General features: G+C 72.5%; 23 protein-coding genes and 1 pseudogene. 14 read left to right on the top strand and 10 right to left on the bottom strand.

The window, feature by feature from the left end:
* The first annotated feature begins 4 nt into the window (after window positions 1–4).
* From ACFHPP_RS09030 to ACFHPP_RS09045, 4 genes are all read left to right on the top strand, one after another.
* Window positions 5–556, top strand: a complete 552-nt coding sequence (locus tag ACFHPP_RS09030) for an OmpA family protein (protein ID WP_437162930.1) — start codon at window positions 5–7, stop codon at window positions 554–556.
* A 35-nt stretch (window positions 557–591) separates the two neighbouring features.
* Window positions 592–1254: an OmpA family protein gene (locus tag ACFHPP_RS09035; protein WP_437162931.1), complete on the top strand. Its 663-nt coding sequence runs from the start codon at window positions 592–594 to the stop codon at window positions 1252–1254.
* A gap of 34 nt (window positions 1255–1288) precedes the next feature.
* On the top strand, window positions 1289–2356 hold the full coding sequence (locus ACFHPP_RS09040) for a hypothetical protein (protein WP_437162932.1): 1068 nt from the start codon (window positions 1289–1291) through the stop codon (window positions 2354–2356).
* Between the two features lie 90 nt (window positions 2357–2446).
* Window positions 2447–3247 (top strand): class I SAM-dependent methyltransferase, encoded by an 801-nt coding sequence (locus tag ACFHPP_RS09045; protein WP_437162933.1) that lies wholly within the window; start codon window positions 2447–2449, stop codon window positions 3245–3247.
* A gap of 10 nt (window positions 3248–3257) precedes the next feature.
* On the opposite strand, the gene ACFHPP_RS09050 is transcribed toward ACFHPP_RS09045, so the two are convergent.
* Together ACFHPP_RS09050 and ACFHPP_RS09055 are read right to left on the bottom strand one after the other, a co-directional pair.
* On the bottom strand, window positions 3258–5264 hold the full coding sequence (locus tag ACFHPP_RS09050; protein WP_437162934.1) for a protein kinase domain-containing protein: 2007 nt from the start codon (window positions 5262–5264) through the stop codon (window positions 3258–3260).
* 79 nt (window positions 5265–5343) lie between these two features.
* Window positions 5344–6165: an FkbM family methyltransferase gene (locus tag ACFHPP_RS09055; protein WP_437162935.1), complete on the bottom strand. Its 822-nt coding sequence runs from the start codon at window positions 6163–6165 to the stop codon at window positions 5344–5346.
* Between ACFHPP_RS09055 and ACFHPP_RS09060 the strand changes: the two genes are divergently transcribed.
* From ACFHPP_RS09060 to ACFHPP_RS09075, 4 genes are all read left to right on the top strand, one after another.
* Window positions 6155–7492 carry a class I SAM-dependent RNA methyltransferase gene (locus ACFHPP_RS09060; protein WP_437162936.1) on the top strand — a complete coding sequence of 446 codons (1338 nt, stop codon included), beginning with the start codon at window positions 6155–6157 and terminating at the stop codon, window positions 7490–7492. The two genes, ACFHPP_RS09055 and ACFHPP_RS09060, sit on opposite strands and share 11 nt — an antisense overlap.
* A 94-nt stretch (window positions 7493–7586) precedes the next feature.
* Window positions 7587–8564 carry an MBL fold metallo-hydrolase gene (locus ACFHPP_RS09065; protein WP_437162937.1) on the top strand — a complete coding sequence of 326 codons (978 nt, stop codon included), beginning with the start codon at window positions 7587–7589 and terminating at the stop codon, window positions 8562–8564.
* A complete protein-coding gene (locus ACFHPP_RS09070) occupies window positions 8564–9496 on the top strand; it encodes an MBL fold metallo-hydrolase (RefSeq protein ID WP_437162938.1) in 933 nt (310 codons plus the stop codon). The genes ACFHPP_RS09065 and ACFHPP_RS09070 overlap by 1 nt, the downstream gene beginning before the upstream one ends.
* A gap of 105 nt (window positions 9497–9601) precedes the next feature.
* Complete coding sequence (locus ACFHPP_RS09075; protein ID WP_437162939.1) at window positions 9602–10009, top strand: acyl-CoA thioesterase; 408 nt, start codon at window positions 9602–9604, stop codon at window positions 10007–10009.
* Here ACFHPP_RS09075 and ACFHPP_RS09080 read toward each other — a convergent pair.
* Window positions 9981–10961, bottom strand: a complete 981-nt coding sequence (locus ACFHPP_RS09080; RefSeq protein ID WP_437162940.1) for an NAD(P)-dependent oxidoreductase — start codon at window positions 10959–10961, stop codon at window positions 9981–9983. The genes ACFHPP_RS09075 and ACFHPP_RS09080 overlap by 29 nt on opposite strands.
* Before the next feature lie 125 nt (window positions 10962–11086).
* On the opposite strand from ACFHPP_RS09080, the gene ACFHPP_RS09085 reads away from it, so the two are divergent.
* The gene (locus tag ACFHPP_RS09085; protein ID WP_437162941.1) at window positions 11087–11266 is read left to right on the top strand and encodes a KGG domain-containing protein; all 180 of its coding nucleotides are present in this window, start codon (window positions 11087–11089) and stop codon (window positions 11264–11266) included.
* A gap of 6 nt (window positions 11267–11272) precedes the next feature.
* Here ACFHPP_RS09085 and ACFHPP_RS09090 read toward each other — a convergent pair whose 3' ends face one another.
* From ACFHPP_RS09090 to ACFHPP_RS09105, 4 genes and pseudogenes are all read right to left on the bottom strand, one after another.
* Window positions 11273–12256: a Bug family tripartite tricarboxylate transporter substrate binding protein gene (locus ACFHPP_RS09090; RefSeq protein ID WP_437162942.1), complete on the bottom strand. Its 984-nt coding sequence runs from the start codon at window positions 12254–12256 to the stop codon at window positions 11273–11275.
* A 118-nt stretch (window positions 12257–12374) separates the two neighbouring features.
* Window positions 12375–12902, bottom strand: a complete 528-nt coding sequence (locus ACFHPP_RS09095) for a hypothetical protein (protein ID WP_437162943.1) — start codon at window positions 12900–12902, stop codon at window positions 12375–12377.
* Between the two features lie 4 nt (window positions 12903–12906).
* A pseudogene (locus tag ACFHPP_RS09100) lies at window positions 12907–13938 on the bottom strand (aconitase family protein); the annotation flags it as partial.
* 18 nt (window positions 13939–13956) lie between these two features.
* Window positions 13957–14181 (bottom strand): hypothetical protein, encoded by a 225-nt coding sequence (locus tag ACFHPP_RS09105; protein WP_437162944.1) that lies wholly within the window; start codon window positions 14179–14181, stop codon window positions 13957–13959.
* A 172-nt stretch (window positions 14182–14353) separates the two neighbouring features.
* Here ACFHPP_RS09105 and ACFHPP_RS09110 point away from each other — a divergent pair, with 172 nt between their 5' ends.
* The 3 genes from ACFHPP_RS09110 to ACFHPP_RS09120 are packed head-to-tail and all read left to right on the top strand — an operon-like array spanning window position 14354 to window position 17765.
* Window positions 14354–15502 carry an acyl-CoA dehydrogenase family protein gene (locus ACFHPP_RS09110; RefSeq protein WP_437162945.1) on the top strand — a complete coding sequence of 383 codons (1149 nt, stop codon included), beginning with the start codon at window positions 14354–14356 and terminating at the stop codon, window positions 15500–15502.
* A 17-nt stretch (window positions 15503–15519) separates the two neighbouring features.
* The gene (locus ACFHPP_RS09115; RefSeq protein ID WP_437162946.1) at window positions 15520–16704 is read left to right on the top strand and encodes a CaiB/BaiF CoA transferase family protein; all 1185 of its coding nucleotides are present in this window, start codon (window positions 15520–15522) and stop codon (window positions 16702–16704) included.
* The gene (locus ACFHPP_RS09120) at window positions 16701–17765 is read left to right on the top strand and encodes an acyl-CoA dehydrogenase family protein (protein ID WP_437162947.1); all 1065 of its coding nucleotides are present in this window, start codon (window positions 16701–16703) and stop codon (window positions 17763–17765) included. The genes ACFHPP_RS09115 and ACFHPP_RS09120 overlap by 4 nt, the downstream gene beginning before the upstream one ends.
* Here ACFHPP_RS09120 and ACFHPP_RS09125 read toward each other — a convergent pair whose 3' ends face one another.
* The 3 genes from ACFHPP_RS09125 to ACFHPP_RS09135 all read right to left on the bottom strand — a co-directional run bounded on the left by ACFHPP_RS09125 (window position 17766) and on the right by ACFHPP_RS09135 (window position 22009).
* On the bottom strand, window positions 17766–19901 hold the full coding sequence (locus ACFHPP_RS09125) for a PAS domain S-box protein (protein ID WP_437162948.1): 2136 nt from the start codon (window positions 19899–19901) through the stop codon (window positions 17766–17768). It lies immediately after the preceding gene.
* A 120-nt stretch (window positions 19902–20021) separates the two neighbouring features.
* Window positions 20022–20993 (bottom strand): tripartite tricarboxylate transporter substrate-binding protein, encoded by a 972-nt coding sequence (locus tag ACFHPP_RS09130; protein ID WP_437162949.1) that lies wholly within the window; start codon window positions 20991–20993, stop codon window positions 20022–20024.
* A 68-nt stretch (window positions 20994–21061) separates the two neighbouring features.
* Complete coding sequence (locus tag ACFHPP_RS09135; protein ID WP_437162950.1) at window positions 21062–22009, bottom strand: NAD(P)-dependent oxidoreductase; 948 nt, start codon at window positions 22007–22009, stop codon at window positions 21062–21064.
* Between the two features lie 113 nt (window positions 22010–22122).
* Between ACFHPP_RS09135 and yghU the strand changes: the two genes are divergently transcribed.
* Together yghU and ACFHPP_RS09145 are read left to right on the top strand one after the other, a co-directional pair.
* Window positions 22123–22998, top strand: a complete 876-nt coding sequence (yghU, locus tag ACFHPP_RS09140) for a glutathione-dependent disulfide-bond oxidoreductase (RefSeq protein WP_437162951.1) — start codon at window positions 22123–22125, stop codon at window positions 22996–22998.
* Window positions 22999–23205: 207 nt separating this feature from the next.
* Window positions 23206–23667, top strand: coding sequence for a (2Fe-2S)-binding protein (locus ACFHPP_RS09145; RefSeq protein WP_437162952.1), 462 nt, complete (start codon window positions 23206–23208; stop codon window positions 23665–23667).
* The last annotated feature ends 13 nt before the right edge of the window (window positions 23668–23680 follow it).

Genomic DNA, 23680 nt, shown 5'->3' on the forward strand with positions numbered 1-23680 from the left:
CCGCATGACATTCCGACCGATTGCCCTGGCCGTGCTGGCGCTGCTGGGCGGCGCGACCCTGGCGCAGGCCCAGCAGGCCGTGCCCGGCGTGGAGAGCCTGATCGATCAGCTGGACCCGGACAGCCCGCGGACCCGTGGCATCCGGGTGCCCGGCGCGCCGCCCCCGGCGGTGCCGGACCTGACCACGACGACGGCGCCGCCCGGAGCCGCGGCCGTGTCGCTGACCGTCACCTTCGCCACCGGCTCCGCCACGCTGGACCCGACGGCCATGCAGGTGCTGGACAATCTTGGCCAGGCGCTGGGTTCGGCCCGGCTGGCCGGCTACCGCTTCCGGGTGGAAGGGCATACGGACACGGTGGGGCCGGAGGCGATGAACCAGGCCCTGTCGGAACGCCGCGCGGCGGCGGTGCGGGATTTCCTGGTGCGGCGCCACGGCGTCGCGGCCGGGCGGATCGAGGCGATGGGCTTCGGTGAGCAGCAATTGCTGGTGGCGACGCCGGACGAGGTGCCGGAGCCGCGCAACCGCCGGGTGCAGGTGGTCAATATCGGCGGCTGAAGCCGCGGACTTCGTGAGGTTCAGGAGCCATGTCCATGCCCAGCTTCCCGATGCGGAGCGCGCTTGCCGCGCTGAGCCTGACGAGCTTTGTTCTGACAGAACCAGTGGCGGCCCAGATGGCACCGCGGGACGATCCCGCGGCACTGGAGCTGATCGAGCAGTTGCGGCCGCGCACCCGCGGCATCCGGGTGCCAGCCCCGGCCGAGGTGCCGGCGGCTGTCTCGGCGCCAGTGGTGCCATCGGAAGCACCGGCTGGCGGAACGCCGCTGCCGCTGCCGTCCCTTCCGGTCGCGACGCCGGCGCCGCTGCCGCAGCCCGCGCCGCCCACCACCACGGCGCCGGCTGGGGTGGCGGCGGTGTCGATCACGGTGAACTTCCCCTCCGGCTCCGCCACGCTGACGCGGCAGGCACAGGATGCGCTGGCGCCGCTGGGGCGGGCGCTGTCCTCGGCCGAGCTGGCGCCCTTCCGCTTCCGGATCGAGGGCCACACGGATTCGGTGGGGGCGGAGGCGCTGAACCAGCGGCTTTCGGCGCGGCGGGCGCAGGCGGTGCAGGATTACCTGGTGACGCGCTTCGGCGTTGCCGGCCAGCGGCTGGAAGCCGTCGGGCTGGGCGAGAGCCGGCCGCTGGTGGATGTGGGCGACGGGGTGGATGAGCCGCGCAACCGGCGGGTCCAGGTCATCAACCTGGACGACTGACGGCCGCTTCACCCCGCAGCAAGGCGACAGGCCCATGCCCGAGGACGACGCCACCATCCGGCATTCCCCCGCCCCCGATCCGGGGCGGAACAGCCGGGTGCAGGTGGCGCCGCCGCGCGTGGAATGGGGCAGCGCGCCGGCCGCCGTGCCGGCGGCGAAGCCGGTGCGGCGCGGGGCGGCCTGGATGCTGGGCGGGGTGGCGCTGGCGGGTTTCGTGGCGGTGGGGCTCGGCGCCTGGTGGGTGGTGCTGGCGCCAGGCGGCATACCCGTCGGGCCGCCGGTGGTGGCCGCGCCTGCCCCGGTCCAGGCCGAGGCGCCGCCCCCTGCCCTGCCGGCCGCACTGCCGGTGCCGACCGCCTCGCGCCTGGCCGCGCTGCCGCCGCTGCTGGAGGAGGCGGCGCTGCGCGACCATCGGGCGGATGCGCCGGTGCTGCTGCGCCTGGCCGAGAATCCCGCGGTGTTCCTGATCGACTTTCCGACGCTGGAGGCACAGGGCGCGGCGATGAACCGCATCGCCGCCCTGGTCGAGAAGGCCGGCCTGCCGCGCGACCGCGTGCTGGGCGAGGCCGAGATGGCGGCGGCGATCGCCCGCGCCGGCGACACCGCCGCCACCTTCTACTACGGCCACAACTACCGCGGCTCGGACCTGCAGCGGTTTTTCGACCTGGCGCAGCGCGACGCGGTGGTGCTTTCGCCCGGGGAGGCCTGGGTGGAGGCGCAGGTCCGCCTGGCCCGCGGGCTGGTGCCGGCGGGGCAGGAGATGGTGCTGCTGTCCATCGCAGCCCCGGGACCGCTGATGGATGCGACGGGGCGGGCGAGCATCCTGCGGCATGAACTCAGCCATGGGCGCTACGGCACCGACCCGGCCTATGCCGCCGGCATCCGCGAGGCCTGGCGGCAGCGCCTGACGGAGGCCGAGCGTGCCGCGATCCGCGCCTTCCTGGGCCGCGAGGGCTACGACACGGCGGATGAGGAGCTGATGATCAACGAGGCGCAGGCCTACCTGCTGCACACGCCCGATCCGCGCTTCTTCACCCCCGCGCATATCGGCATGGACGAGGCGCAGGTGGAGCGGCTGCGCGGCCTGCTGCGGCAGCCCTGAGGCCGGACACGGGTGGGTGAGGCGCCGCCTTGCCGCTTGCCGAAGGGCCGCCTGCCGGGCGCAGTCTGACGTGGCGGGAGGCCACGGGACATGGCGGGCGATCCGGGCAGGCTGTGGGCGGCGGGCGAGGCCTATGAGCCCTATGTCGGGCGCTGGAGCCGCGCCGTCGCGGCCGAATTCCTGCCCTGGCTGGCGGTGGCGGAGGGGCAGCGCTGGCTCGATGTCGGCTGCGGCACCGGGGCCCTGACCCAGTGCATCCTGGCGAGCCGGGCGCCGGAGGCGGTGCTGGGCGTCGATCCCTCCGAGGGTTTCCTGGGCCATGCGCGGCAGCGCGTGGCGGATCGGCGAGCCACCTTCGAGGCGGGTGATGCGCAGGCCCTGCCGGTGGCGGATGGCAGCTTCGATGCCGCGGTCGCCGGGCTGGTGCTGAACTTCGTGCCGGACCAGGCCAGGGCGGTGGCGGAGATGCGGCGCGCGGCCCGGCCGGGCGGGCAGGTGGCCGCCTATGTCTGGGATTATGCGGACGGCATGCAGATGATGCGGCGCTTCTGGGATGCCGCGATCGCGCTGGACCCGGACGGCGCCGGCGGCAAGGACGAGGCGCTGCGCTTCGCGCTGTGCCGGCCGGAGCCGCTGCGCGGCCTGTTCGAGGCGGCCGGGCTGCGGCAGGTGGCGGTGCGGGCGATCGAGGTGCCGACGGTGTTCGCCGATTTCGCGGATTACTGGACGCCATTCCTGGCCGGCGGCGCGCCTGCGCCGGCCTATGCGATGGCCCTGCCGGAGGACCGGCGCGCGGCGCTGCGGGACCGGCTGCGGGCGACGCTGCCCACGGGGCAGGATGGTCGCATCGCGCTTTCGGCGCGGGCCTGGGCGGTGCGCGGCACCGCCTGATGTTCCACCCTCAGCGGCGGGCCACCGTCTCGACCACCACGGCGCGGGCCGAGACCTGCGTGCCCTGGGCGCGGGCATCGCGCAGGGCGGAGGCCAGGGCGGGCAGGTAGTCGTCCAGCGATTCGATCTGCGGGCGCGGCTGCGCGAAGAGCGGCCGCTCGGAGGCGAAGACGACGATGAGGTCGGTGCCGAAAGGCTCGTCCACCTCCCAGCCCGGGAAGCCGGGGACCGGCTCGCCGAGGCGGATGCGGGCGCCGGCGGCCTGCGGCTGCGCCGGGACGAGGTGGACGATCTCGTTCGACTTCATGACGTAGCTGACCTGGAGCTGGCCGGCATAGCCGGGCATCTGCACCTCGAGCCGTAGCAGGTCGGCGCGTTGGAGGGGCTGGGTGCCGAGGATGCCGACCTGCGGCGCCTCCCCCACCCCGGCGGCGACCTGGCGGAGGATGTCGATGGCGCCGCAATAGGGGCCTTCGAAGCCTTGCAGCCGCAGCGTGGCGGCCTGGGGCGGCACGTTGCGGTCGGCCAGGGCGCGCTGCACGGCGGCTTCTCCGCCGCGGCGCAGGATGCCGGCGATGGTGAGGGTGGACCCGGTGGCTTCGGCGGCGAGCAGGCTGCAGGGCGCGGCCGCGGCGGCGGCACTGGCGGCGGCGCGCAGGTCCGGTGCGGGGGTGGGCGCCGGTGTTGGTGCCGGTGTTGGTGCCGGTGTTGGTGCCGGTGTGGGCGTTGGTGCGGGTGCGGGTGCGGGTGCGGGTGCGGGTGTAGGTGCTGGCGCGGGTGGAGGCGTCGGCACCGGGCGTGGCGCGGGGGCGGGCGCCGGTACAGGCGCAGGCGCAGGCGCCGGTGTCGGTGTCGGCAGCGGGGCGGGAACGGGCGCCGGGGGCGTCGGGACCGGGTCCTGGACCACGGGACGCTCCGCCACCTGGATCGGCGGCGCCGGGCTCAGCAGGAAGAAGGCCGCGCCACCGGCCACGGCCAGCGCCACGCCGCCCAGCGCTGCCCATTTCAGGCCACCGCCGGACCGGGGTGGCGGCGGCGGGGTCGTCGCAATGGGTGGCGCCCGCACCGGCTCGGCCGGAGGGCGGACGCCCGTGGTGATCATCGTCGCATCGTCGAGGCCCGGCAGCTTGCCGGCACCGGCGAAGCCGAAGGCACCGGCGAAGCCGAAGGCGCCGGCCGCCTCAGCCCCGCCCGGCGCCTCGCTCGCGGCGGCACGGATCGCCTCGGCGAAGGCGCCGGCGCTGGGGAAGCGGTCGTCGGGGCGTTTCGCGAGCGCGCGCGCCACCACCGCGTCGAAGCCGCGCGGCGCGCTGACGGCGAGCTGGCTGGGCGGCGGCGGCTCCGTCGTCAGCACGCGGTGCATCAGGGCGCTGTAGCCGCCATCGAAGGGCTTCTCGCCGGTCAGCAGCTGGTACAGCAGCACGCCCGCGGCCCAGATGTCGGCGCGGGCATCCACCGGCTCCCCGCGCAGCTGTTCGGGCGCCATGTAGCTCGGCGTGCCCATCACCGTGCCGACCTGGGTCATGGTCGAGCTTTCGATGCGGGCAATGCCGAAATCGGCGATCTTCACCGCACCATCGGTGCCCAGCATGATGTTGGCCGGCTTGATGTCCCGGTGCACCACGCCGCGGCCATGCGAATAGGCCAGCGCGCCGAGCACCTGGTCCATCAGCCGGACGATGGCGGGCAGCGCCATGCGGTCGCCGCGGTCCATCAGGGTCTTGAGCGAGCCGCCCTCGACCAGTTCCATGACGATCCAGGCGGTGTCGACGTTCTCGCCGTATTCGTAGACGCCGACGATGTTCGGATGCGACAGGCGGCCGGCGGCCTGCGCCTCGCGCCGGAAGCGGGCATGCGCCTCCCGGGCGTCCGCATCGTCGCCGCCGGGCAGGCGCACCAGCTTCACCGCGACGCGGCGTTCGATCATGCGGTCGAAGGCTTCGAGGACGCTGCCCATGGCGCCGGCGCCGAGTGGGCCGCGCGCCTCGTACTTGCCCGACAACTCGCTCGGCAGCATCGGCCCTCCGCCTCCCTCGCCGCCGCCGGAATGCCCCGGTTGCGCCGTCAATCCGCAGTCATAGAGAAGCCTTGCCGCATCAGGAAGCGTTGCGCTCCAGAACGAGGTCGCAATGTTCGAGCCCGGGCAGCGCAGTGGCCGGGATCGGCGTCAGCCGGCCGTTGCGCTCGATGCGCCGGGCGCGGAAGCCGAGGCCGGTGATCCAGGCGGCGAGGTCGGCCACGTCGCCGCGCGCGGCGAGCATGATGGGCGACCACTCCATCACCACCACCAGTCGCGGCGACCGGGCGATGAGGGCGGTGGCGCCGCGCAGCGCCAGGCCTTCCGTGCCCTCCACATCCATCCGCAGCAGGTCGAGCGCCGGGACATCGGCGAGGACGTCGTCCAGGCGCCGGGCGGGTGCCGCGAAGCCTTCGGTGTAGTTGGCGGCGGCGACGGGGATCGCGAGGTGAGCACTGCCGGCCTGGGTCGGGTCGGCGGCGAAGCGGACCTCGCCGGCCAGGTCGAGGATGGCGATCTCGTGCAGCGTGACACGGCGGTGGAAATGGTTGGCCGCCAGGGTCCGGCGCAGCAGCGGCAGCACCTTGGGATAGGGCTCGAAGGCGTCTATATGGCCAGCCGGGCCGACGGCCTCCGCCATCACCAGCGTGTGGAAGCCGATATTGGCGCCGAGTTCGGCCACCCGCATGCCGGGCTTCAGGGTGCGGCGCAGCACCGCCTCGACATGCGGCTCCCACTGGCCGCGCAGGATGATGTCGGGCGTCATGCCGTCATCCGAGGCAGGCAGGAATATCTTGCGGCCGAAGTGGGTCAGGCCCAAACCGACGCCATCGCCCAGGTAATACCAGCCGCCCCGCGCACGGGGCCGCGCGCGCAGCAGGGAAAGCAGCTTGTCGAACATCGAGACCCGCCCGGAGACACCCCGGTTTCGCACCGGGGCCGAGCCAGGGCAACCGGCGGGCGAATTCACCATCGATAGGCTCGGCACCGCCGGCGACGGCGTGGCGGAGACCGCGGAGGGGCTGGTGTTCCTGGCCGGGACGCTGCCGGGTGAACGCGTGGCGGCGCGGCCGGCGGGCCGGCGGGGCGAGGGGCTGGCCGGGGATGTGACGGAGATCCTGGCGCCGAGCCCGGACCGCGTGACGCCGCCCTGCCCGCACTTCCTGCATGAATGCGGCGCCTGCGCCCTGCAGCACTTCGCCGAGGCGCCCTATGCCGCCTGGAAGCGCGGGCGGCTGGTGGAGGCGCTGGCGCGGGCCGGGCAGCCGGATGCGCCGGTCGCCGAGATGGTGGTGGCGGCGCCGGGCACGCGGCGGCGGGCCGACCTGGCGCTGCGGCGGCTGCCGGGCGGCGGCGTGGCGCTGGGCTTCCATGCCCGCGGCAGCGCGGCGGTGGCGGACCTGAGCACCTGCCATGTGCTGGACCCCGCGCTGGTGCAGTTGTTCCGGCCGCTGCGGGAGCTGGCGCGGCGGCTGCCGGCGCTGCGGAAGGAGGGCTCCGCGGTGTTGAACCTGCTCGATAGCGGGCCGGACCTGCTGCTGCGCACCGATGCGAAGCTGGATGCATCGCAGCGCGCCATGCTGGCCGCCTTCGGGCAGGCGCATGGCATGCCGCGGATCGCCTGGGCGCTCGGCGACGCGGCGCCGGAAAATGCGGCGCAGGCCGGCCCGGTGCGGCTGGACCTCTCCGGCGTCACGGTCGCGCCGCCGCCGGGCGCCTTCCTGCAGGCGGCGCCGGCCGGGGAGGCGGCGATCATCGCCGCGGTGCTGGCCGGCCTCGCGGCCCAGAAGCTGCCGGTGCGGGCGCGCATCGCGGACCTGTATGCCGGCATCGGCACGCTCTCCTTCCCGCTGTCGGCCAAGGGGCGCGTCGCGGCCTATGAGGGTGATGCGGCGGCGGTCGCGGCGCTGGATGCCGGGGCCCGCCGCGCCGGCGGGCGGGTGGAGGCGATAAGGCGGGACCTGGCCTATCGCCCGCTGCTGCCGGCGGAGTTGAAGGCCTTCGGCGCGGTGGTGCTGGACCCGCCCTACAATGGCGCGGTGGAGCAGGTGGCGCAGATCGTCCGCAGCACGGTGCCGGTGGTGGTCTATGTCTCCTGCAACCCGGTGGCACTGGCGCGCGACGCGGCGGTGCTGGTGCGGGCGGGGTTCAAGGTGACGCAGGCGACGCCGGTGGACCAGTTCCGCTGGTCGCCGCATCTGGAATCCGTGGTGAGTTTTCGCCGGTAGTCACGAAAGATCCTTGCGCGGGCGGCCCGATGGGGGTTGCATCATGGCCAGGGCGTCCAACCTCTCGGCGCGTCCGGATCGGGAGGTTTTCGCCATGAATCGCCGTCACATCATGCTCGGCGCCGCGGGCGCCATGGCCGCGCCCGCGCTGCTGCGCGCCGTGCCCGCCCAGGCCCAGCCGGCCGCGCCGGCCGAGCCCATCGCACAGGCGCCGGGCTTCTTCCGCTTCCGCGTCGGCGCCCACACGGTGACCATGCTGCATGATGGCAGCCGCGCCATTCCGCTGGCCGGCTTCGTGCGCAACGCGCCGATCGAGGCGGTGCAGGCGGTGCTGGCCGAGAGCTTCCTGCCGACCGACACGCTGCGGATTCCCTTCACCCTGACCTGCCTCGAGACCGCGCGCGGCCTGACGCTGTTCGACACCGGCAACGGGCCGCAGGCCGCGGGCGCGCCGGTCGGGCTGCTGATGCAGAACATGCGGGCGGCGGGGCTGGACCCGGCGCGGGTGACGACGGTCGTCATCAGCCACTTCCACGGCGACCACATCAGCGGCTTGCTGAACGCGGAGGGCGGGCCCGCCTTCCCGAATGCGGAGATCGTGGTGCCGGCGGCCGAATGGGGCTGGTGGACCGACCCGGCGAACGAGGCGCGCAGCCCGCAGGGCCAGCGCGGCACCTTCGCCAATACCGCGCGGCGCTTCGGCCCCTACCAGGGCAAGATCCGCCAGATCGCGGCCGGCGCCGAGGTGGTGCCGGGCGTGACCGCCATCGCAGCCCATGGCCACACGCCGGGCCACACCGCCTACCGCATCGCCGATGGCAGCGACCAGATGATCTTCGTGGCCGACCTGACCAACCGGCCGGAACTGCTGGCACGCCGCCCGGATTTCCACATCGGCTTCGACTTCGACCCGGAGGCCGCCGAGGCATCCCGCCGCCGGCTGTTCGACCAGGTGGCGACCGACCGCATCCGCATCAGTGGCTACCACTTCCCCTTCCCCGCCACCGGCTACGTGGCGAAGGAGGGCCAAGGCTACCGCTACGTCCCGGCCGACTGGGCGGCGGCAAGCTGATGGCTGCGCTGAACCGCCGCTTGCTGCTGGCCAGCGGCGCTGGCGCCCTGCTGGCACCCGCGATCGGCCATGCGCAGGGCGTGGTCACCGCGCCCGCCTTCCACCACCTGACGGTGGGCGGCCTGCGCGCCACCATCGTCAACGATGGCGCCGCGGTGCGGCCGGACGTGACCCAGGGCTTCATCCCCAACGCCACGCCGGAGCAGGTGACGGCGGCGCTGCGGGCCGGCGGGGTGGCGCAGGGGACGGCGCTGACCAACCCCTACAACGTCACCTTCATCCGCACGCCGCAGGGCCTGGTGGCGCTGGATATCGGCACCGGGTCGTCCCCGGCGATGATCGCCAACATGCGCGCGGCGGGGCTGGACCCGGCGGATGTGGTGCTGATCGCGCATACGCATTTCCACGGCGACCACATCGGCGGGCTGCTGAACGCCGATGGCAGCGCGGCCTTCCCCAATGCCGCCATTACCGTGCCGGAAGGCGAATGGGCGTTCTGGAACGACGCCGGCGAGGAAAGCCGGGCGTCGGCCATGCGCAGGCCGGGCTTCGCCAATGTCCGCCGCCGCTTCGCACCCTATGCCGCGCGGGTCACGCGCTTCGCGCCGGGGGCGGCGGTGGCGCCGGGCATCACCTCCCTCCCGACCTTCGGGCATTCGCCCGGGCATGTCTCCTTCCTGGTGGCGGATGGCGGGCAGCAATTGCTGGTGCTGGGCGATGCGGTGACCACGCCGCTGTTCTTCGTGGTGAACCCGGAGTGGTATCCGATCTTCGACATGGACCCGGCCGCCGCCGTCGCCACCCGCAAGCGGCTGCTGGACCAGGCGGCGACGGACCGGATGGCCGTGGTCGGCTACCACTTCCCGATGCCCGCGACCGGGCGGATCGAGCGCGCCGGGTCCGGCTACCGTCTGGTGACCGCGAACGCGTGATGCCATGGGCCCCACCCGGAAGGCCGGGTGGGCTTGTATCGGTCATGCTGCACTGCAACATGAACCCCATGGGAAGCGTCCAGGCATCCTCGGGAGGCGCTTGCGATGCAGACAGTCGAGACTTCGGTGCCCCGCGGCGAGCTCGCCGCGCGGCAATTGGCGATGCCGGCCCATACCAATCCGGGCGGCAACATCTTCGGCGGCTGGATCATGGCTTCCATGGACGCCGCCGCCGCCATGGCCACCACGCGCTTCATCGAGGGGCCGGCGGTCACCGTCGCCGTCTCCGAGATGGTGTTCATCGCGCCGGTGAAGGTCGGTGACAGCGTCTGCTTCTATGCCGACCTCAAGCGCATGGGACGCACCTCCCTGACGCTGGACGTGGAGGTCTGGGTGCTGCGGCAGGGCCGCGGCGACCGGGTGAAGGTGACGGCGGCGGAGTTCACCTTCGTCGCGGTGGACGAGGCCGGGCGGCCGCGTCAGATCAGCGCGGGCGCAGCGCCTCCCGATTGACGCAGGCGCCCTCGGGCAGCCTATCGCCGCGCAGCACGGCCAGGGCATGCGTCGCGGCGGCGCGCGCGGTGGCGGCGCGGGCGATGGTGGTGGCGGCACCCATATGCGGGCTGAGCACCAGGTTCGGCGCGCCGACCAGCGGGTTGCCGCCGGGCGGCGGCGGCTCGGTGGACAGCACGTCGAGGCCGGCGCCGTAGATGCGGCCCTCGCGCAGCACCTCGGCCAGCGCCGGCTCGTCGATCAACCCGCCGCGGGCGGTGTTCACCAGGATCGCCTCCGACCCCAGCAGCGCCAGTTCGGCGGCGCCGATCATGTGGCGGTTCGTGGCGCTCATCGGCGCGTGCAGCGATACCACGTCCGACTGCCGCAGCAGGTCGTGCAGGGAGCCGGCGCGGGTGACGGGCGCGATGTCGCCGGCGGCGGCCAGGTTCGGGCTGTAGGCCGAAACCTGCATGCCGATGGCCCCGGCGATGCGGGCGACGTTGCGCGCGATGCGGCCGAAGCCGACCAGGCCGAGGCGGCGGCCCGACAGCTCGATGCCGATGCGCGTGCGGTCCCAGCCGCCGGCCTGGGTCAGCCGGTCGTGCCGCACGATGTTGCGGGCGACGGCCAGCATCAGGCCGATGCTGTATTCCGCGACCGACTGCGCATTGGCGCCGACGGCGGTGAGCACGGGAATGCCGCACGCGCTGGCGCCGGCGACGTCGATCAGGTCGTAGCCGACCGCGGCGCGGGAGATGGCGCGCAGCGTCGGGCAGGTGGCCATGACCGCGCCGGTGATGGGGATGGAGCGTGAGATGACGGCGTCATAGGGCGTGGCGGCGAGCTTGCCCTCCATCTCCGCGCGGCCGCCCGCCAGGGTGACGAAATCCACCGTGCAGCCGGCAGCGGTCAGCAGGGCGAGGCCATCGGCTTCGAGGTGCGGGGCGGTGACGAGGATGCGGAAGGTCATGCGCGTGCTTCGCGCGCGGCGCGGCACCGGTCAATACGCGGTTGTCACCGAACCCGCCGCGCTTGCGCTGCGTTTCAGTTGCCCGCCCGGATCATGCAGCCGGCGGTCGATCGGAGGAGGACGACATGGCGAACCAGCAGGGCGAGAAAAGCAGCCAGGGCGGCAAGCAGGGCATCGAGGGGCAGAAGGGCGTATCGCAGGAGACGGTGGGCGCCGGAAAGGACAAGGACCCGAACAACTTCGCCAACAACCCGGACCGCGCCGCGGAAGCCGGCCGCAAGGGCGGCCAGTCCCGCAAGGGCTGACAGCCGCTATTCCAGCTTGACGTTGCCGAGCCGGACGGCGCGGCGATAGATCTCCAACTCGTCGCGGATCACCGCGCCATAGCGCGCCGGGGTGATTTCCGCGGCGGGCGGGATCTCCGCGCCGAGCATGGTCAGGCGCTGCCGCACCGTGGCATCGGACAGCGCCGCGGCCAGGGCGGCGCGCAGCTTCTCCACCGCGTCGGCCGGCGTGCCGGCGGGGGCGAGGAAGCCGAGCGTGGTGCTGAGTTCCGCCTCGACCATTCCCGCCTCCCGCAGCGTCTGCACATCCGGCAGCAGCGGGGATCGGGTGGCGGAGGCGATGCCGAGGATGCGGCCGCGACCATCCGCATGCAGTTGCAGGGCGCTCGACAACTGGTCGAACACCACGGGGATGTTGCCGGCGATCAGGTCGTTCAGCGCCGGGCCGGTGCCGCGATAGGGCACATGCACCAGGTTGGCGCCGGTGCCGGCGTTGAACAGCTCGATCGCGAGATGCGCGCCGGAGCCGATGCCGGCGGTGCCGGCGGAAAGCCCGCCCTGCGTCGCCTTCGACCGCGCCACGAACTCCGCCAAAGTGGTCGCCGTCACGTCCTTCGCCACCATCATCACGATCGGCACGCGATAGGCCGTGCCGATCGGCGCGAAGTCTCGGATCGGGTCGTAGGGCAGGCGTTCCATCGCGACGGGGAAGATGGAGACCGGCGCGGTTCCGGTGATCAGCATCGTATGGCCATCCGGCCGCGCACGGGCCACCGCCTCCGTCCCCACGATGCCACCGGCGCCGGCACGGTTGTCCACCACGATCTGCTGGCCGAGCGCCTGGCTCATCGCCGGGACCAGCAGGCGCGCGGTGAAGTCCACATTGCCGCCGGGCGGATAGGCGACGACGAGGCGCACCGGGCGGCTCGGGAAATCCTGGGCGCGGGCGCGCCCGATGGCGGCGAAGGTCAGGGCCGTGGCGCCCAGGATCGTGCTGCGACGTGTGAGCATCTTGGTTTCCTTCCCTTAGAGTGTGATCGTCTGAGGTGGAATCACCGAAAGACGTGAATCACACGACAAAACAACAGGCTAGAGGCTGTCAGCCGCTTCTATCAGCGCCTGACAGACTCTAGGCGGATGCCGCGCGGCGCGCGGCGAATTCGGCTTCGAGCAGCGGGATCGACCCGCCGGCCCGCCAGACCTGGACCATTCGTTCGGAGAACGGGCGCGAGGCCAGCACGCGGCCATCCGGCAGCCCGACCGCACCGGTGGCCGGGTTGGCGGATATGACATCGCCATCCGCCACCGCCGCGTGGATGCCGGGGCAGATCATCACCGGCAGGCCGTGGTTCAGCGCGCGGCGCAGGAAGCCGGAATCGCAGGATTCGACGACGACGACGGCGATGCGGGAGGCGCGGATGGCGACGCTGACCTCGACAGGGTTGTGGTGCGCGAAGTTGCGGCCGCCGACGACGATGTCGCCAGGCCGGACCTGCTGCGGAAACTCCGGCCGCAGGCGGCGGAAGCACATGGCGCGCAGCGCGGCCTCGTCGAATTCCTTGCCGAAGCCGTCGCGGATGATCGAGAACTCGATGATGCCGTCATCGCCGCTGACGTCGTTGCCGAACTTCCAGACGCGGCCCTTGGGGATGTCCATCGCCTCAGCGCCCCGCCAGCAGCGGCCGCGGGTCGGCGATGCGTCCCGCCACGGCGGAGGCCGCGACCACGGCGGGGCCGGCCAGGAAGACGCGGGAACTGCGGCTGCCGTTGCGGCCCTGGTAATTGAACTGCTGCGTCGAGATCAGCACTTCCTCGTCGTTCAGCACGCCCTGGTAGCCCCAGCAGGTGGTGCAGCCCGGCGCGAGGATGGTGGCGCCGGCCTCGGCCAGCACTTCCAGCAAACCATCCCGCGCCGCCTCGACATAGACGCCGCGGCTGCCGGGCGTGACGTAGAGCGTGACATGCGGCGCGACCTGCCGGCCGCGCAGCACCCGCGCCGCCTCCCGCAGATCATCCAGCCGGCCATTGGCGCAGGACCCGATGGTGGCCTGGTCGATGCGCGTGCCTTCCGCCTCGCCCACCGGCACCACGCCATGCGCATCCGGCGGCACCGTCACCATCGGCGCGATGGCGCCGAGGTCGTAGGTCAGCCGCGTCTGGTACGTCGCGCCGGCATCGGCCCGCACCGCCTGCCACGGCCGGCCGCCGTCGCGCTGGCGGACATAGTCCAGCACGCGCTCATCCGGTTCCATGATCCCGGTATAGGCGCCGCTGTGGAACAGCGAGGCGAGCAGCGCCTGGCGGTCGTCGAGGCTCAGCGTGGCGAGGCCCGGGCCATCGAATTCGACGCAGCATTGCAGCAGGCGGCCGTCGCCGGTGCAGTCGCGCAGGATGGTCTGGATTACGTCCCGCGCGGTGACGCCGAAGCCCAGCGCGCCGGTCAGCGTGATGCGGGCGGAGGGTGGCACCGCGATCCAGTTCTCGTCCTGGATCAGCGAGACCAACACCTCCGTCGAGATCGGCAGGTTCAACGCGCCGAGCGCGCCGATGGAGGCGATGTTGCCCTCGTCGGAGAAGATCAACGTGCCGGGCCGGGCGAAGCCGCGCTCCGTCAGGACCAGGTGTCGCAGGCCGTTGCCGGGGCCGAAGAAGTTCTCGATGCCCTGCGCCGCGCACCAGTCGCGCAGCGTGCGGTGGGTTTCATGGTGGTGCTAGCCCATGGCGGCGGAGGTGGAATGGTCGATCACCATCACCGCCTTGTCCGGGCGCGGGATGCGACCCACGCCGATGCGTTCCAGGTTGCGCTGGTGGCCGGGCCAGAACAGCTCCTGGCAGGCGGTGTAGTCCGGCGTGACGGTGACGTATTCGCCGACGTCCACCGTATCGCGCCCGCAATGCGCGGCGATGATCTTCTGGGCGATGGTCTGGGCCGTCACCGCGAGGTGTCTCCGCCAGGCGGCGCGACTGCGATCCGGTGCGTGCTGAGCCGCATGTCGTCCTCCACCCGCCGGTCTTGTGCCGACGCTGCCTCCGCTTGCCTAGGCTTTATAGACCAGACTTATGGCCTATGGTAGTGCCCGACCAGGGAGTTGGCTGCATGGTGGTGCGATGAAGCTGGAAGACCTGGATGCGCTGGATGACGCCGCCTTCCGCGCGCATATCCGCGCCTGGGTCGAGGCGCATACGCCACCGGAGCTTCGCTTCCCGCGCCGCCGCCTGCACTGGCACGAGAACCGGCCCTGGTACCTGAAGCTGTCCGCGCAGGGCTGGCTGGCGCCGGCCTGGCCGCGCGAGCATGGCGGCATGGGCCTCGGTGCCGGACGACAGCTCATCATGATCGAGGAATTCGAGCGCTGGGGCTGCCCGCGCATCAGCGACATGGGCGTGCTGATGCTCGGCCCGATGCTGCTGAAGCACGGCAGCACCGAACAGCAGCGCCACTTTCTGCCGCGCATCCTGTCCGGCGAGGAAATCTGGGCGCAGGTCTATTCCGAGCCCAATGCCGGCTCCGACCTCGCAGCCTTGCGGCTGGAGGCGGTGGATTGCGGGGATCACTGGCGGCTGAATGGCCAGAAGACCTGGATCACCTTCGCCAACGACGCCAACTGGATCTTCGTGCTCGCCCGCACCGACAAGGCGGCGAAGAAGCAGGCCGGGATCTCCTTCCTGCTGCTGCCGGCGGACAGCCCGGGCCTGACCATCCGGCCGATCCTGAACCTCGATCTGCATGACGAGTTCTGCGAGATCTTCTTCGACGATGTCCGCGTGCCGAAGGACATGGTGGTCGGCGAGGTGAACCAGGGCTGGACCTATGCCAAGGCGCTGTTGGGCTTCGAGCGCGTGGCGATCGGCTCCCCGCGCCTGTCGGCCAACGGCCTTGGCGCGCTGAAGCGGCTGGCGGATGCCGTGGGCAAATCCGATGATCCCGCCTTCCTCGAAGCCTACGCCCGCTTCCGGCTGGACCTCGCGGACCTCAAGGCGCTGTACGAGAGCTTCGTCGCGGCGCTGAACCGCGGCGAGGCGCTGGGGCCGGAAGTTGCGATCCTCAAGATCGTGCAGACCGAGCTGTACCAGCGCATCACCGATGCGATGCTGGAGCTCGCCGGGGAGAATGCCGGGCTGCTCGACCCCATGCCGGGCCAGGCGCTGCATCCGGCGGGGCAGTTCCTGATGGCACGGCCCTCGACCATCTTCGGCGGGTCCTCCGAAATCCTGCGCAACGTGCTGGCGCGCAGCCTGCTCGACCTGCCCGCCTGACCCTGGGAGACCACGCCGTGTCCGGTTGCCTGCCCCGCATCCGCGTGCTCGACATGACGCGCGTCTTCGCCGGCCCCTGGGCGGCACAGCTTCTCGGTGATTTCGGCGCCGATGTCGTGAAGGTGGAACAGCCCGGCAGCGGCGACGACGTGCGCCGCATGGGCTTCCGCAAGCAGGGCGAGGACGGGGCGGAGACCGGGGAGACCTCCTCCTTCCTCGCGATGAACCGCAACAAGCGCAGCATCGCGATCGACATCGCGAAGCCGGAAGGCCAGCAACAGCTGCGCGACCTGGCGGCCAAGGCCGATGTCTTCATCGAGAACTTCAAGGCCGGCGGGCTGCAGCGCTACGGGCTGGACTACGCAGCACTCGCCGCGATCAATCCACGGCTGGTCTATTGTTCCATCACCGGCTTCGGGCAGGACGGCCCCTATGCGCCCCTGCCCGGCTACGACCCGGTCTTCCAGGCAATGAGCGGGCTGATGAGCGTGACCGGCAATGCGGAGGGCGATGCCGGCGCGGGGCCGGCCGTGGTCGGCTACAGCGTGTCCGACATCAATGCGGGGTTCTACGCCACCATCGGCATCCTCGCCGCGCTGCACCACCGCGACACGGTCTCGGGCCTCGGCCAGCACATCGACCTGGCGCTGCTCGATGCGCAGGTCGCGGCGCAGTCGCACATCGCGATGAACTGGCTGGTCTCCGGCAAGCCGCCGGTGCGCGGCGGCACCGCGTCGCAGATCAACACGCCCTGGCAGGCCTTCGAGACGGCGGACCGGCCGCTGATGCTGGCCGTCGGCAACGATCGGCAATTCGCGCAGCTCTGCCGCGTGCTGGGCCTGCCGGAGGTGCCGGCCGATGCGCGCTTCGCCACCAACCGGGCGCGCATGGCGCACAAGCCGGAGCTGCTGCCGATCCTGCAGGGCGCGCTCCGCACCCGCCCCGCGCGCGAATGGATGGACGCGCTGAACGCCGCCGGCGTGTCCTCCGGCCCGATCAACGACTTCGCGGCGGTGGCGGAGGATCCGCAAATTCGCCATCGCGGGATGTTCCGCAGCCTGGACGATGGTGCGGGCGGCGCGCAGCCGATGATCGCCAACCCGCTGAACTTCTCCGCCACCCCCGTCACCTATCGCAGCCCGCCGCCGGCGCTGGGTGCACAGGGGGCGGAGGTGCTGCGCGACTGGCTGGACGAGGCATGAGCATGGATGCGGCCGACCACGCGGAGCGCGACGCCGCGATCCGCATGATCCGCGACAGCGCCGCGGCCATTGCGACCCGAGGCGACCTGCGCCGCATCCGCGCCCTGCGCCACTCCGAACGGGGCTTCGACCCGGCGGTGCTGCGGCAGATGGGCGAGCTGGGCTGGATCGGGCTGCTGCTGCCGGAGGCGGCGGGCGGCGCCGGCCTGGGTATGTCCGCGTGCTGCGCGCTGGCGGAGGAGCTCGGCCGCGCCCTGGTGCCGGAACCGCTGATCCCCGCCATGCTGTCCGCCACGCTGCTGTCCGCCTGTGGCGAGGAGGCCCTGCTGGCCCGGGTGCTGGCCGGCGAGGCGCTGGTGACGACGGCGTGGCAGGAGTGCGTCGACACGCTGGACGCCTCCGGCACGCCCGGCGCGCCACGCCTGTTCATCCCGCTGCCACGCGGCGCGGAAGCCTTCCTGCTGCCGGTCGGCCCGGCCCTGCACCTGCTGCCCGCCGCCGGACAGGCGCTGGAGGTGCTGGCGACGCAGGATGGCGGCCACCTCGGCACGCTGCGCCCCGATGCAGCGGTCGCGCGCGCCCTCGGCGAACTTCCCGAAGGCGCCATCGAGCGTGCGCTGGACGAGGCCGCGCTGGCCACCGCCGGCTACCTGCTCGGCGTCATGGAAGGCGCCTTCGCCATGACGCTGGACTACCTGCGCACGCGGCAGCAATTCGGCCGGCCGATCGGCAGCTTCCAGGCGTTGCAGCACCGCGCCGTGGACCTGAAGATCCAGGTCGCCCTGACCCGCGCCAGCGTCGAGGCCGCCGCCGCCACGCTCGAGGCCGGCGCCGACGCCCGCGCACGCGCCGCCGCCGTGTCCCGCGCCAAGGCCCGCGCGGCGGAAGCTGCGATGCTGGTCACCCGCGCCGCGGTGCAGATGCATGGCGCGATCGGCACTACGGATGAGCACGATATCGGCCTTTACCTGCGCAAGGCGATGGTGGCCTGCAACGCCTTCGGCTCCGCCGCGCTGCACCGCCGCCGCTTCGTGGCGAGCGTGCCGGACGAGGAGGCGTGATCAACCGCCCTCGCGGGAGGTGACCCGCGCCATCGGGATGGCGATGTGGCAGGCGAGCCCATCCGGCTGCCACAGCATCTGCACGGTGCCGCCCAACTGACCCTTGAGGGTGGCGGCGATGAGGCGGGAGCCGAAGCCCTGGACGGACGGAGGCTGTTCGATGCGCGGGCCGCCACGTTCCGTCCAGTCCAGGCGCAGCATGCCGTCCGGCCCGCCAGCCAACCAGGCGAGGTCGACGCTGCCGCCGGCGGCGGACAGGGCGCCGTGCTTGATGGCGTTGGTCGCCAACTCGTGCAGCACCATCGACAGCGCCTGCGCCGCGCCCGGCGACAGCATCACGAAGGGTCCGGCGAGGACGGCGCGCGGCACGGCGCCCCTTGGGGCGCCGGCGTCACCGCTGGTCATCGGCAGGAAGGCGCGCAGTTCGGCCTCGGCCAGGGATCGCAGGTCGGCGCCCGACCACTGCGCCTCGGCCAGCATCGTGTGGGCGCGGGCCAGCGCGGCGACGCGGCCCTGGATGGACTGGATGTAGGTGGCCAGGTTGTCCCTCGGCGTCAGGCGCAGCGCCGCCTGCACCACGGCGAGCACGTTCTTGGCCCTGTGGTCGACCTCCCGCGCCAGCAGCGACCGCGCCTCCTCCGACCGCTTCCGCCGGGTGATGTCGCGCACCACGCTGACGACGCGCAACGGCCGCCCCTCGGCATCGCGGGCGGAGATGGAGGCGCTGGCGCGCACCCAGGCCTCGGTGCCGTCGGCGTGCAGCAGGCGGAACTCCGCCTCCACCTCCCTGTCCTGCGCGATGGCGAGGCTGACCGCGCTCCGGCCCTGGTCCTCCGGCACGCAGAGATCGTCGGGGCCGAGGCGGCCCAGCAACTCCGCACGATCCCGGCCGGCGATCTCGCAGAAACGGCGGTTGACGCGCAGGTAGTGGCCGGTGACGGCATCGACCTCGACGACACCGACGGCCGCGGTCTCGAAGATCGCGCGGAAATCCGATTCGCGGCGGGCCAGGGCGGTCTCGGCGCGCTCGCTCGCTTCCCGCAGCCGTTCGAACTCCGTGACGCCGGACGGCGCGGTCGCGGGTGGCGCCAGCAGGGGGCCTGGACCGCTGGCGACGACGGCATCGGCGCGGGCGAGCAGCCCGTGCACCGGGCGCAGGATGCGGCGCGCCAGCAGCGTCGCGATCGCGGCGGCCAGGCCGACCGCGACGGCGGCGATGCCGGCATAGGCCGCCAGTGGCCAGATCCAGCTCGCGCGGTAGCGGGATTCGGGTTCGGCCACGACGACGCTCCAGCCCTGCGCCGCCGGGATCGGCTGGGCGGCATACAGCGCCGGTTCGCCATAGACGGACTGGCTGCGGAACACCCCGCGCGCCCGCTGCTCCGCCGGCACCTGGCGGCTGGGCGGGATGGTGCCGAAGAAGCGTTCGTGGTCGCGCGATCTGGCCACGATGCGGCCCTGGCCGTCCGCGACCGAAGCAAAGGCGCTGCCGGAGGGGCCGAGGCTGCGCAGGCGTTCCGACAGCGCGAGCGGATCGAGCGTCAGCACGACGACACGGGTGATTTCGTCGCCCTGTCGGGCCGGGGCCGCAACCGCGACCAGGGACCGGCCCGTGCCGCGGCCGGTGAACAAGTCCGAGACGGCGGGCTGGCCGGTCTCGATGGCGCGCCGGATCAGGCTCCAGGCGCCCTCCCCCGGCGGCGAGGGCGGCGGCAGCGGCGCGCCCGCAGGCAGGGTGGTGTTGAGCAGTTGCCGGTGGCCGGGTGCGGCCTCGTTCACCACCACCCAGCCACCCTGCCGCTGCCCGATGGCGTGCGCCCAGGCGGCAAAATCCTCGAGGTCGTCGCGGTCCAGGAGCGGGGAGGAGGCGAGGGCCGCGACGGCCGTCAGGCTGCTTTCGAGTTCGCTGTCGATGAACAGGGCCAGGGCACGGGCGGTGTCCTGCAGCCGGGCCTCGAAGGCGTGACGGTAGCTGTTCGCGAGATGCCAGGCGGAGACGCCACCGGCCACCAGGGCCGGCAGCAGCACGGCCAGGACCAGGACCAGCAGGTGCCGGCGCAGGCTCCAGCGGCGGCGGGCCGGTTCCGCTGCGGGAGGCGTGGCCTCCAACCGGCCGGACGCGGGCACCAGCGCCATCGCGGCGGACTTCCTTGGCCTCGGCCGCACCATGCGCCAGGCTGCGGGCGGTTTAGGTGAAGAACCTTCCGTATCGCAATGCAGCCCGGGATCACGCTTGGTTTTGTATCGGTGCGGCGCTCAGTTGGCCGGAGCTGCGGCTTCCAGCAGCGGCTTCCAGCGGGCGATCTCGGCGCGCCAGAAGGCCTGGCCGCCGGCGGGGGTGGTGCGCTCGCCGCTGGCCGGCTGGCTGCCGAGGTCGGCCATGCGGCGGCCGACATTCTCCTCCCGCAGTGCCGCCAGCAGGGCGCGGTTCAGGCGCTCCACCACCGGGCCAGGCGTGCCGGCGGGGGCAAAAAGCATGTTCCAGCCGGACATCCGCATTTCCGGCAGCCCGGCTTCCGCCGTGGTCGGCACATCCGGCAACGCGGCGGCACGGGCGGGGGTGCTGATGGCGAAGGCGCGGATCGAGCCGGCGCGGATCTGCGTGGCGTTGTTCGTGGTCTGGTCGCAGCCGAGGTCGAGTGTGCCGCCCATCAGGTCGTTCATCACCAGCGCGTTGCCGCGATAGGGCACCAGCGTCACCGGCGTGCCGATGGAGGCGTTCAGCAGCAGGCTGCACAGGTGGCTGGTGGAGCCGATGCCGGCATTGCCGAGGTTCATCCGCGTGCCATCCCGCCGGACCAAAGCCACCAGCTCGGCCAGGTTGGCGGCGGGCAGGTCGCGGCGGCCGATGATCGCCATCGGCACCTCGTTCACCATGCCGATCGATTCCAGCGCCAGCGGGTCGAAGCTGAGGTTGCGCAGCAGGGTCGGGATGGTGGCCTGGGCCAGGCTGCCGAACAGGATGGTGGTGCCATCCGGCCGCGCCGCGGCGACGCGCGCCTGGCCGATGGACCCGCCGGCACCGGAGGCGTTCTCCACCACCACCGACTGGCCGAGATCCGCGCCGAGCCCGGGGGCGATGAGGCGGGCGATGACATCGGCCGGGCCGCCGGGCGCGAAGCCGACGACCATGGTGACCGGCCGCGTCGGGTAGGCGGCGCTGCCCTGGGCCAGCGCGACGCTGCCCAGGCCGGCGGCCAGCGTGACGCCCAGAAGGCCACGACGCATGGAACGGAACATCTTTCAGGCCCCCAATGTTCCGCCCAGTGTCGCAGCACCCGGGAGGTCCGCAAAGCCTACCCGGCGATGACGCGCACCGGCTGCCCGGCCAACCAGGCCACGACGGCCGCGTGGCTTTCCCGGTAGCGCAGCAGGATGTTCTCCCGCGTCCGGCCGCCGACATGGGAGGTGAGCAGGGCGTTGGGCAGGCTGCGCAGAGGATGGTCCGCCGGCAGCGGCTCCTGCTCGAACACGTCGAGGCCGGCGCCGCCGATGGCACCCCGCGCCAGCGCCGCGACCAGCGCGGCCTGGTCCACGATCGGGCCGCGGGAGGTGTTGATCAGCAGCGCGTCGGGCCGCATCGCGGCGATCTCGGCCGCACCGACCAGGCCGCGGCTGCGCGGTGACAGGCGCGTGTGGATGCTGACCACGTCGGACTGCGCGAACAGCTCCAGGCGGTCCACGCGGCGCACGCCGCAGGCGGCGCAGCGCGCCTCGGTCAGGTTCTCGCTCCAGGCGATGGTCTGCATGCCGAAGGCCTGGCCGATGCGCGCCATCTCCGCGCCCAGCTTGCCGAGGCCGAGCAGGCCGAGCGTGCGCCCGGTGAGGCCGCGGCCGAGGCCGGCGCCCCAGCCGCCGTCGCGGATGGCGCGATCCTCCGCCGGGATGTGCTTCACCAGGCCGAGGATGAGCCCCCAGGCGAGTTCGACCGTCGCCATCGGGAAGCCCAGCGAGGTGCCGCAGACGGTGACGCCACGGGCCGCCAGCGCCGGCAGGTCCAGCGCCGCGTTGGTCATGCCATGGGTGACCAGCAGGCGGAGCCGCGGCAGTTGCGCCAGCAGGGCGGCGTCGAAGCGGGTTTCCTCCCGCGCCGTGACGACGATGTCGGCCGCTGCCAGAAGCGCAGGTGCGGCGGCGGGGTCGAGGCGGCCGTGGAAATGAAGATCGTGCTGCGCCGCGAGGTCGCTCCAGTCCACGGCTTCGCGGGCCAGGTCCTGGTAGTCGTTGATGATGGCGAGGTGCATGCGGCGTCTGTAGGGGCGGCCCCGCCAGGCGGCAATGCAGGCTGGCGGCGACCCTCGGGGTTGAGCGGCGCGTGGGACGGCGCATATGGCGGCGACGCAGCAGGAGCCACGCCATGAATGACGCGCCGAGCTATACGCCTCCCCCGGTCTGGACCTGGAACAAGGCGAATGGCGGCAAGTTCGCCAGCATCAACCGCCCCGTCTCCGGTCCGACGCATGACAAGGAGCTGCCGGTCGGGCGGCACCCCCTGCAGCTGTATTCGCAGGGCACGCCGAACGGCGTGAAGGTCACGGTGATGCTGGAGGAGCTGCTGGCGGCCGGGCATGCGGGCGCGGAATACGACGCCTGGCTGATCCGCATCGGCGAGGGCGACCAGTTCGGCAGCGGCTTCGTCGCGGTCAACCCGAATTCCAAGATTCCGGCGCTGCTGGACCGCAGCGGGCCGAAGCCGATCCGCGTCTTCGAATCCGGCGCCATCCTGGTGCACCTGGCGGAGAAGTTCGGCGCCTTCCTGCCGACCGAGCCGGCGGCGCGGGCGGAGTGCCTGTCCTGGCTGTTCTGGCAGATGGGCAGCGCGCCCTATCTCGGCGGCGGCTTCGGGCATTTCTACGCCTATGCGCCGAGCAAGATGGAATACCCGATCGACCGCTTCGCCATGGAGGTGAAGCGCCAGCTCGACGTGCTGGACCGCCGGCTGGCGGACAGCGCCTACCTGGCGGGGCCGGACTACACCATCGCGGATATCGCGACCTGGCCCTGGTATGGCGGGCTGGTGAAGGGCTGGCTGTATGGCGCGGCGGAGTTCCTGCAGGTGCAGGACTACCGGCATGTGCGGCGCTGGGCGGACGAGATCGGCGAGCGCCAGGCGGTGCAGCGCGGCCGGATGGTGAACCGCACCAGCGGCGAGCCATCCAGCCAGTTGCACGAACGCCATGACGCGGCGGATTTCGCGACGCGGACGCAGGACAAGCTGGTGACCGGCGGCTGAGGCCCACCCGCTTCACGATTCCGCGCGCCACCGGCCCCAGGCCACGTGGCGCCGCCTGAGCCCGGGTGGACGGGCGGCGGGAATATGTTGTTGCCCGCCCTCCCAGGCTGTTAGCCTTCTGCCATCGGAGGTTGTGCCGAGGAGTTTTCGCGCAGGCACCCCGGAACGGGGCGTCGCGGCACTCCGAAGCGCCGGGAGGACAACGGAATGGCGAAGCTCAACGTCAATGGCCGCATCGTGGATGTGCAGGTGGAGGACGACACGCCCCTGCTCTGGGTGCTGCGCGAACACCTGGACCTGACCGGCACCAAGTATGGTTGCGGCATCGCGCAATGCGGCGCCTGCACCGTGCATGTGGATGGCGCCGCCCTGCGGTCCTGCACCATGCCGGTCTCGGCCTTCAACGAGGGCCAGAAGATCGTCACCATCGAGGGCCTGTCGCCCGATAGCAGCCACCCGATCCAGCAGGCCTGGCTGGCGCTGGACGTGCCGCAATGCGGCTTCTGCCAGCCCGGCATGATCATGGCCGCCGCCGCGCTGCTGGCGAACACGCCGCGCCCGACCGAGGCGCAGATCCGCGAGGAGATCACCAACATCTGCCGCTGCGGCACCTACAACCGCGTCATCGCCGGGGTGCAGCGCGCCGCCGGTTCGACCGCGGCCGGTTGAGGAGGATTTTCGG

Source organism: Falsiroseomonas sp. E2-1-a20 (assembly GCF_051433195.1).
Taxonomy (GTDB): domain Bacteria; phylum Pseudomonadota; class Alphaproteobacteria; order Acetobacterales; family Acetobacteraceae; genus Falsiroseomonas.

Bases quoted from the DNA above. Each gene is read 5' to 3' on its own strand.
- ACFHPP_RS09045 (WP_437162933.1), top strand. From the start codon at position 2,447: ATGGCGGGCGATCCGGGCAGGCTGTGGGCGGCGGGCGAGGCCTATGAG.
- ACFHPP_RS09080 (WP_437162940.1), bottom strand. From the start codon at position 10,961: ATGACCTTCCGCATCCTCGTCACCGCCCCGCACCTCGAAGCCGATGGC.
- ACFHPP_RS09130 (WP_437162949.1), bottom strand. From the start codon at position 20,993: ATGCGTCGTGGCCTTCTGGGCGTCACGCTGGCCGCCGGCCTGGGCAGC.
- ACFHPP_RS09030 (WP_437162930.1), top strand. From the start codon at position 5: ATGACATTCCGACCGATTGCCCTGGCCGTGCTGGCGCTGCTGGGCGGC.
- ACFHPP_RS09035 (WP_437162931.1), top strand. From the start codon at position 592: ATGCCCAGCTTCCCGATGCGGAGCGCGCTTGCCGCGCTGAGCCTGACG.
- ACFHPP_RS09050 (WP_437162934.1), bottom strand. From the start codon at position 5,264: ATGCTGCCGAGCGAGTTGTCGGGCAAGTACGAGGCGCGCGGCCCACTC.
- ACFHPP_RS09110 (WP_437162945.1), top strand. From the start codon at position 14,354: ATGAAGCTGGAAGACCTGGATGCGCTGGATGACGCCGCCTTCCGCGCG.
- yghU (WP_437162951.1), top strand. From the start codon at position 22,123: ATGAATGACGCGCCGAGCTATACGCCTCCCCCGGTCTGGACCTGGAAC.
- ACFHPP_RS09135 (WP_437162950.1), bottom strand. From the start codon at position 22,009: ATGCACCTCGCCATCATCAACGACTACCAGGACCTGGCCCGCGAAGCC.
- ACFHPP_RS09095 (WP_437162943.1), bottom strand. From the start codon at position 12,902: ATGGACATCCCCAAGGGCCGCGTCTGGAAGTTCGGCAACGACGTCAGC.
- ACFHPP_RS09090 (WP_437162942.1), bottom strand. From the start codon at position 12,256: ATGCTCACACGTCGCAGCACGATCCTGGGCGCCACGGCCCTGACCTTC.
- ACFHPP_RS09070 (WP_437162938.1), top strand. From the start codon at position 8,564: ATGGCTGCGCTGAACCGCCGCTTGCTGCTGGCCAGCGGCGCTGGCGCC.
- ACFHPP_RS09120 (WP_437162947.1), top strand. From the start codon at position 16,701: ATGAGCATGGATGCGGCCGACCACGCGGAGCGCGACGCCGCGATCCGC.
- ACFHPP_RS09085 (WP_437162941.1), top strand. From the start codon at position 11,087: ATGGCGAACCAGCAGGGCGAGAAAAGCAGCCAGGGCGGCAAGCAGGGC.
- ACFHPP_RS09075 (WP_437162939.1), top strand. From the start codon at position 9,602: ATGCAGACAGTCGAGACTTCGGTGCCCCGCGGCGAGCTCGCCGCGCGG.
- ACFHPP_RS09065 (WP_437162937.1), top strand. From the start codon at position 7,587: ATGAATCGCCGTCACATCATGCTCGGCGCCGCGGGCGCCATGGCCGCG.
- ACFHPP_RS09125 (WP_437162948.1), bottom strand. From the start codon at position 19,901: ATGGCGCTGGTGCCCGCGTCCGGCCGGTTGGAGGCCACGCCTCCCGCA.
- ACFHPP_RS09145 (WP_437162952.1), top strand. From the start codon at position 23,206: ATGGCGAAGCTCAACGTCAATGGCCGCATCGTGGATGTGCAGGTGGAG.
- ACFHPP_RS09040 (WP_437162932.1), top strand. From the start codon at position 1,289: ATGCCCGAGGACGACGCCACCATCCGGCATTCCCCCGCCCCCGATCCG.
- ACFHPP_RS09055 (WP_437162935.1), bottom strand. From the start codon at position 6,165: ATGTTCGACAAGCTGCTTTCCCTGCTGCGCGCGCGGCCCCGTGCGCGG.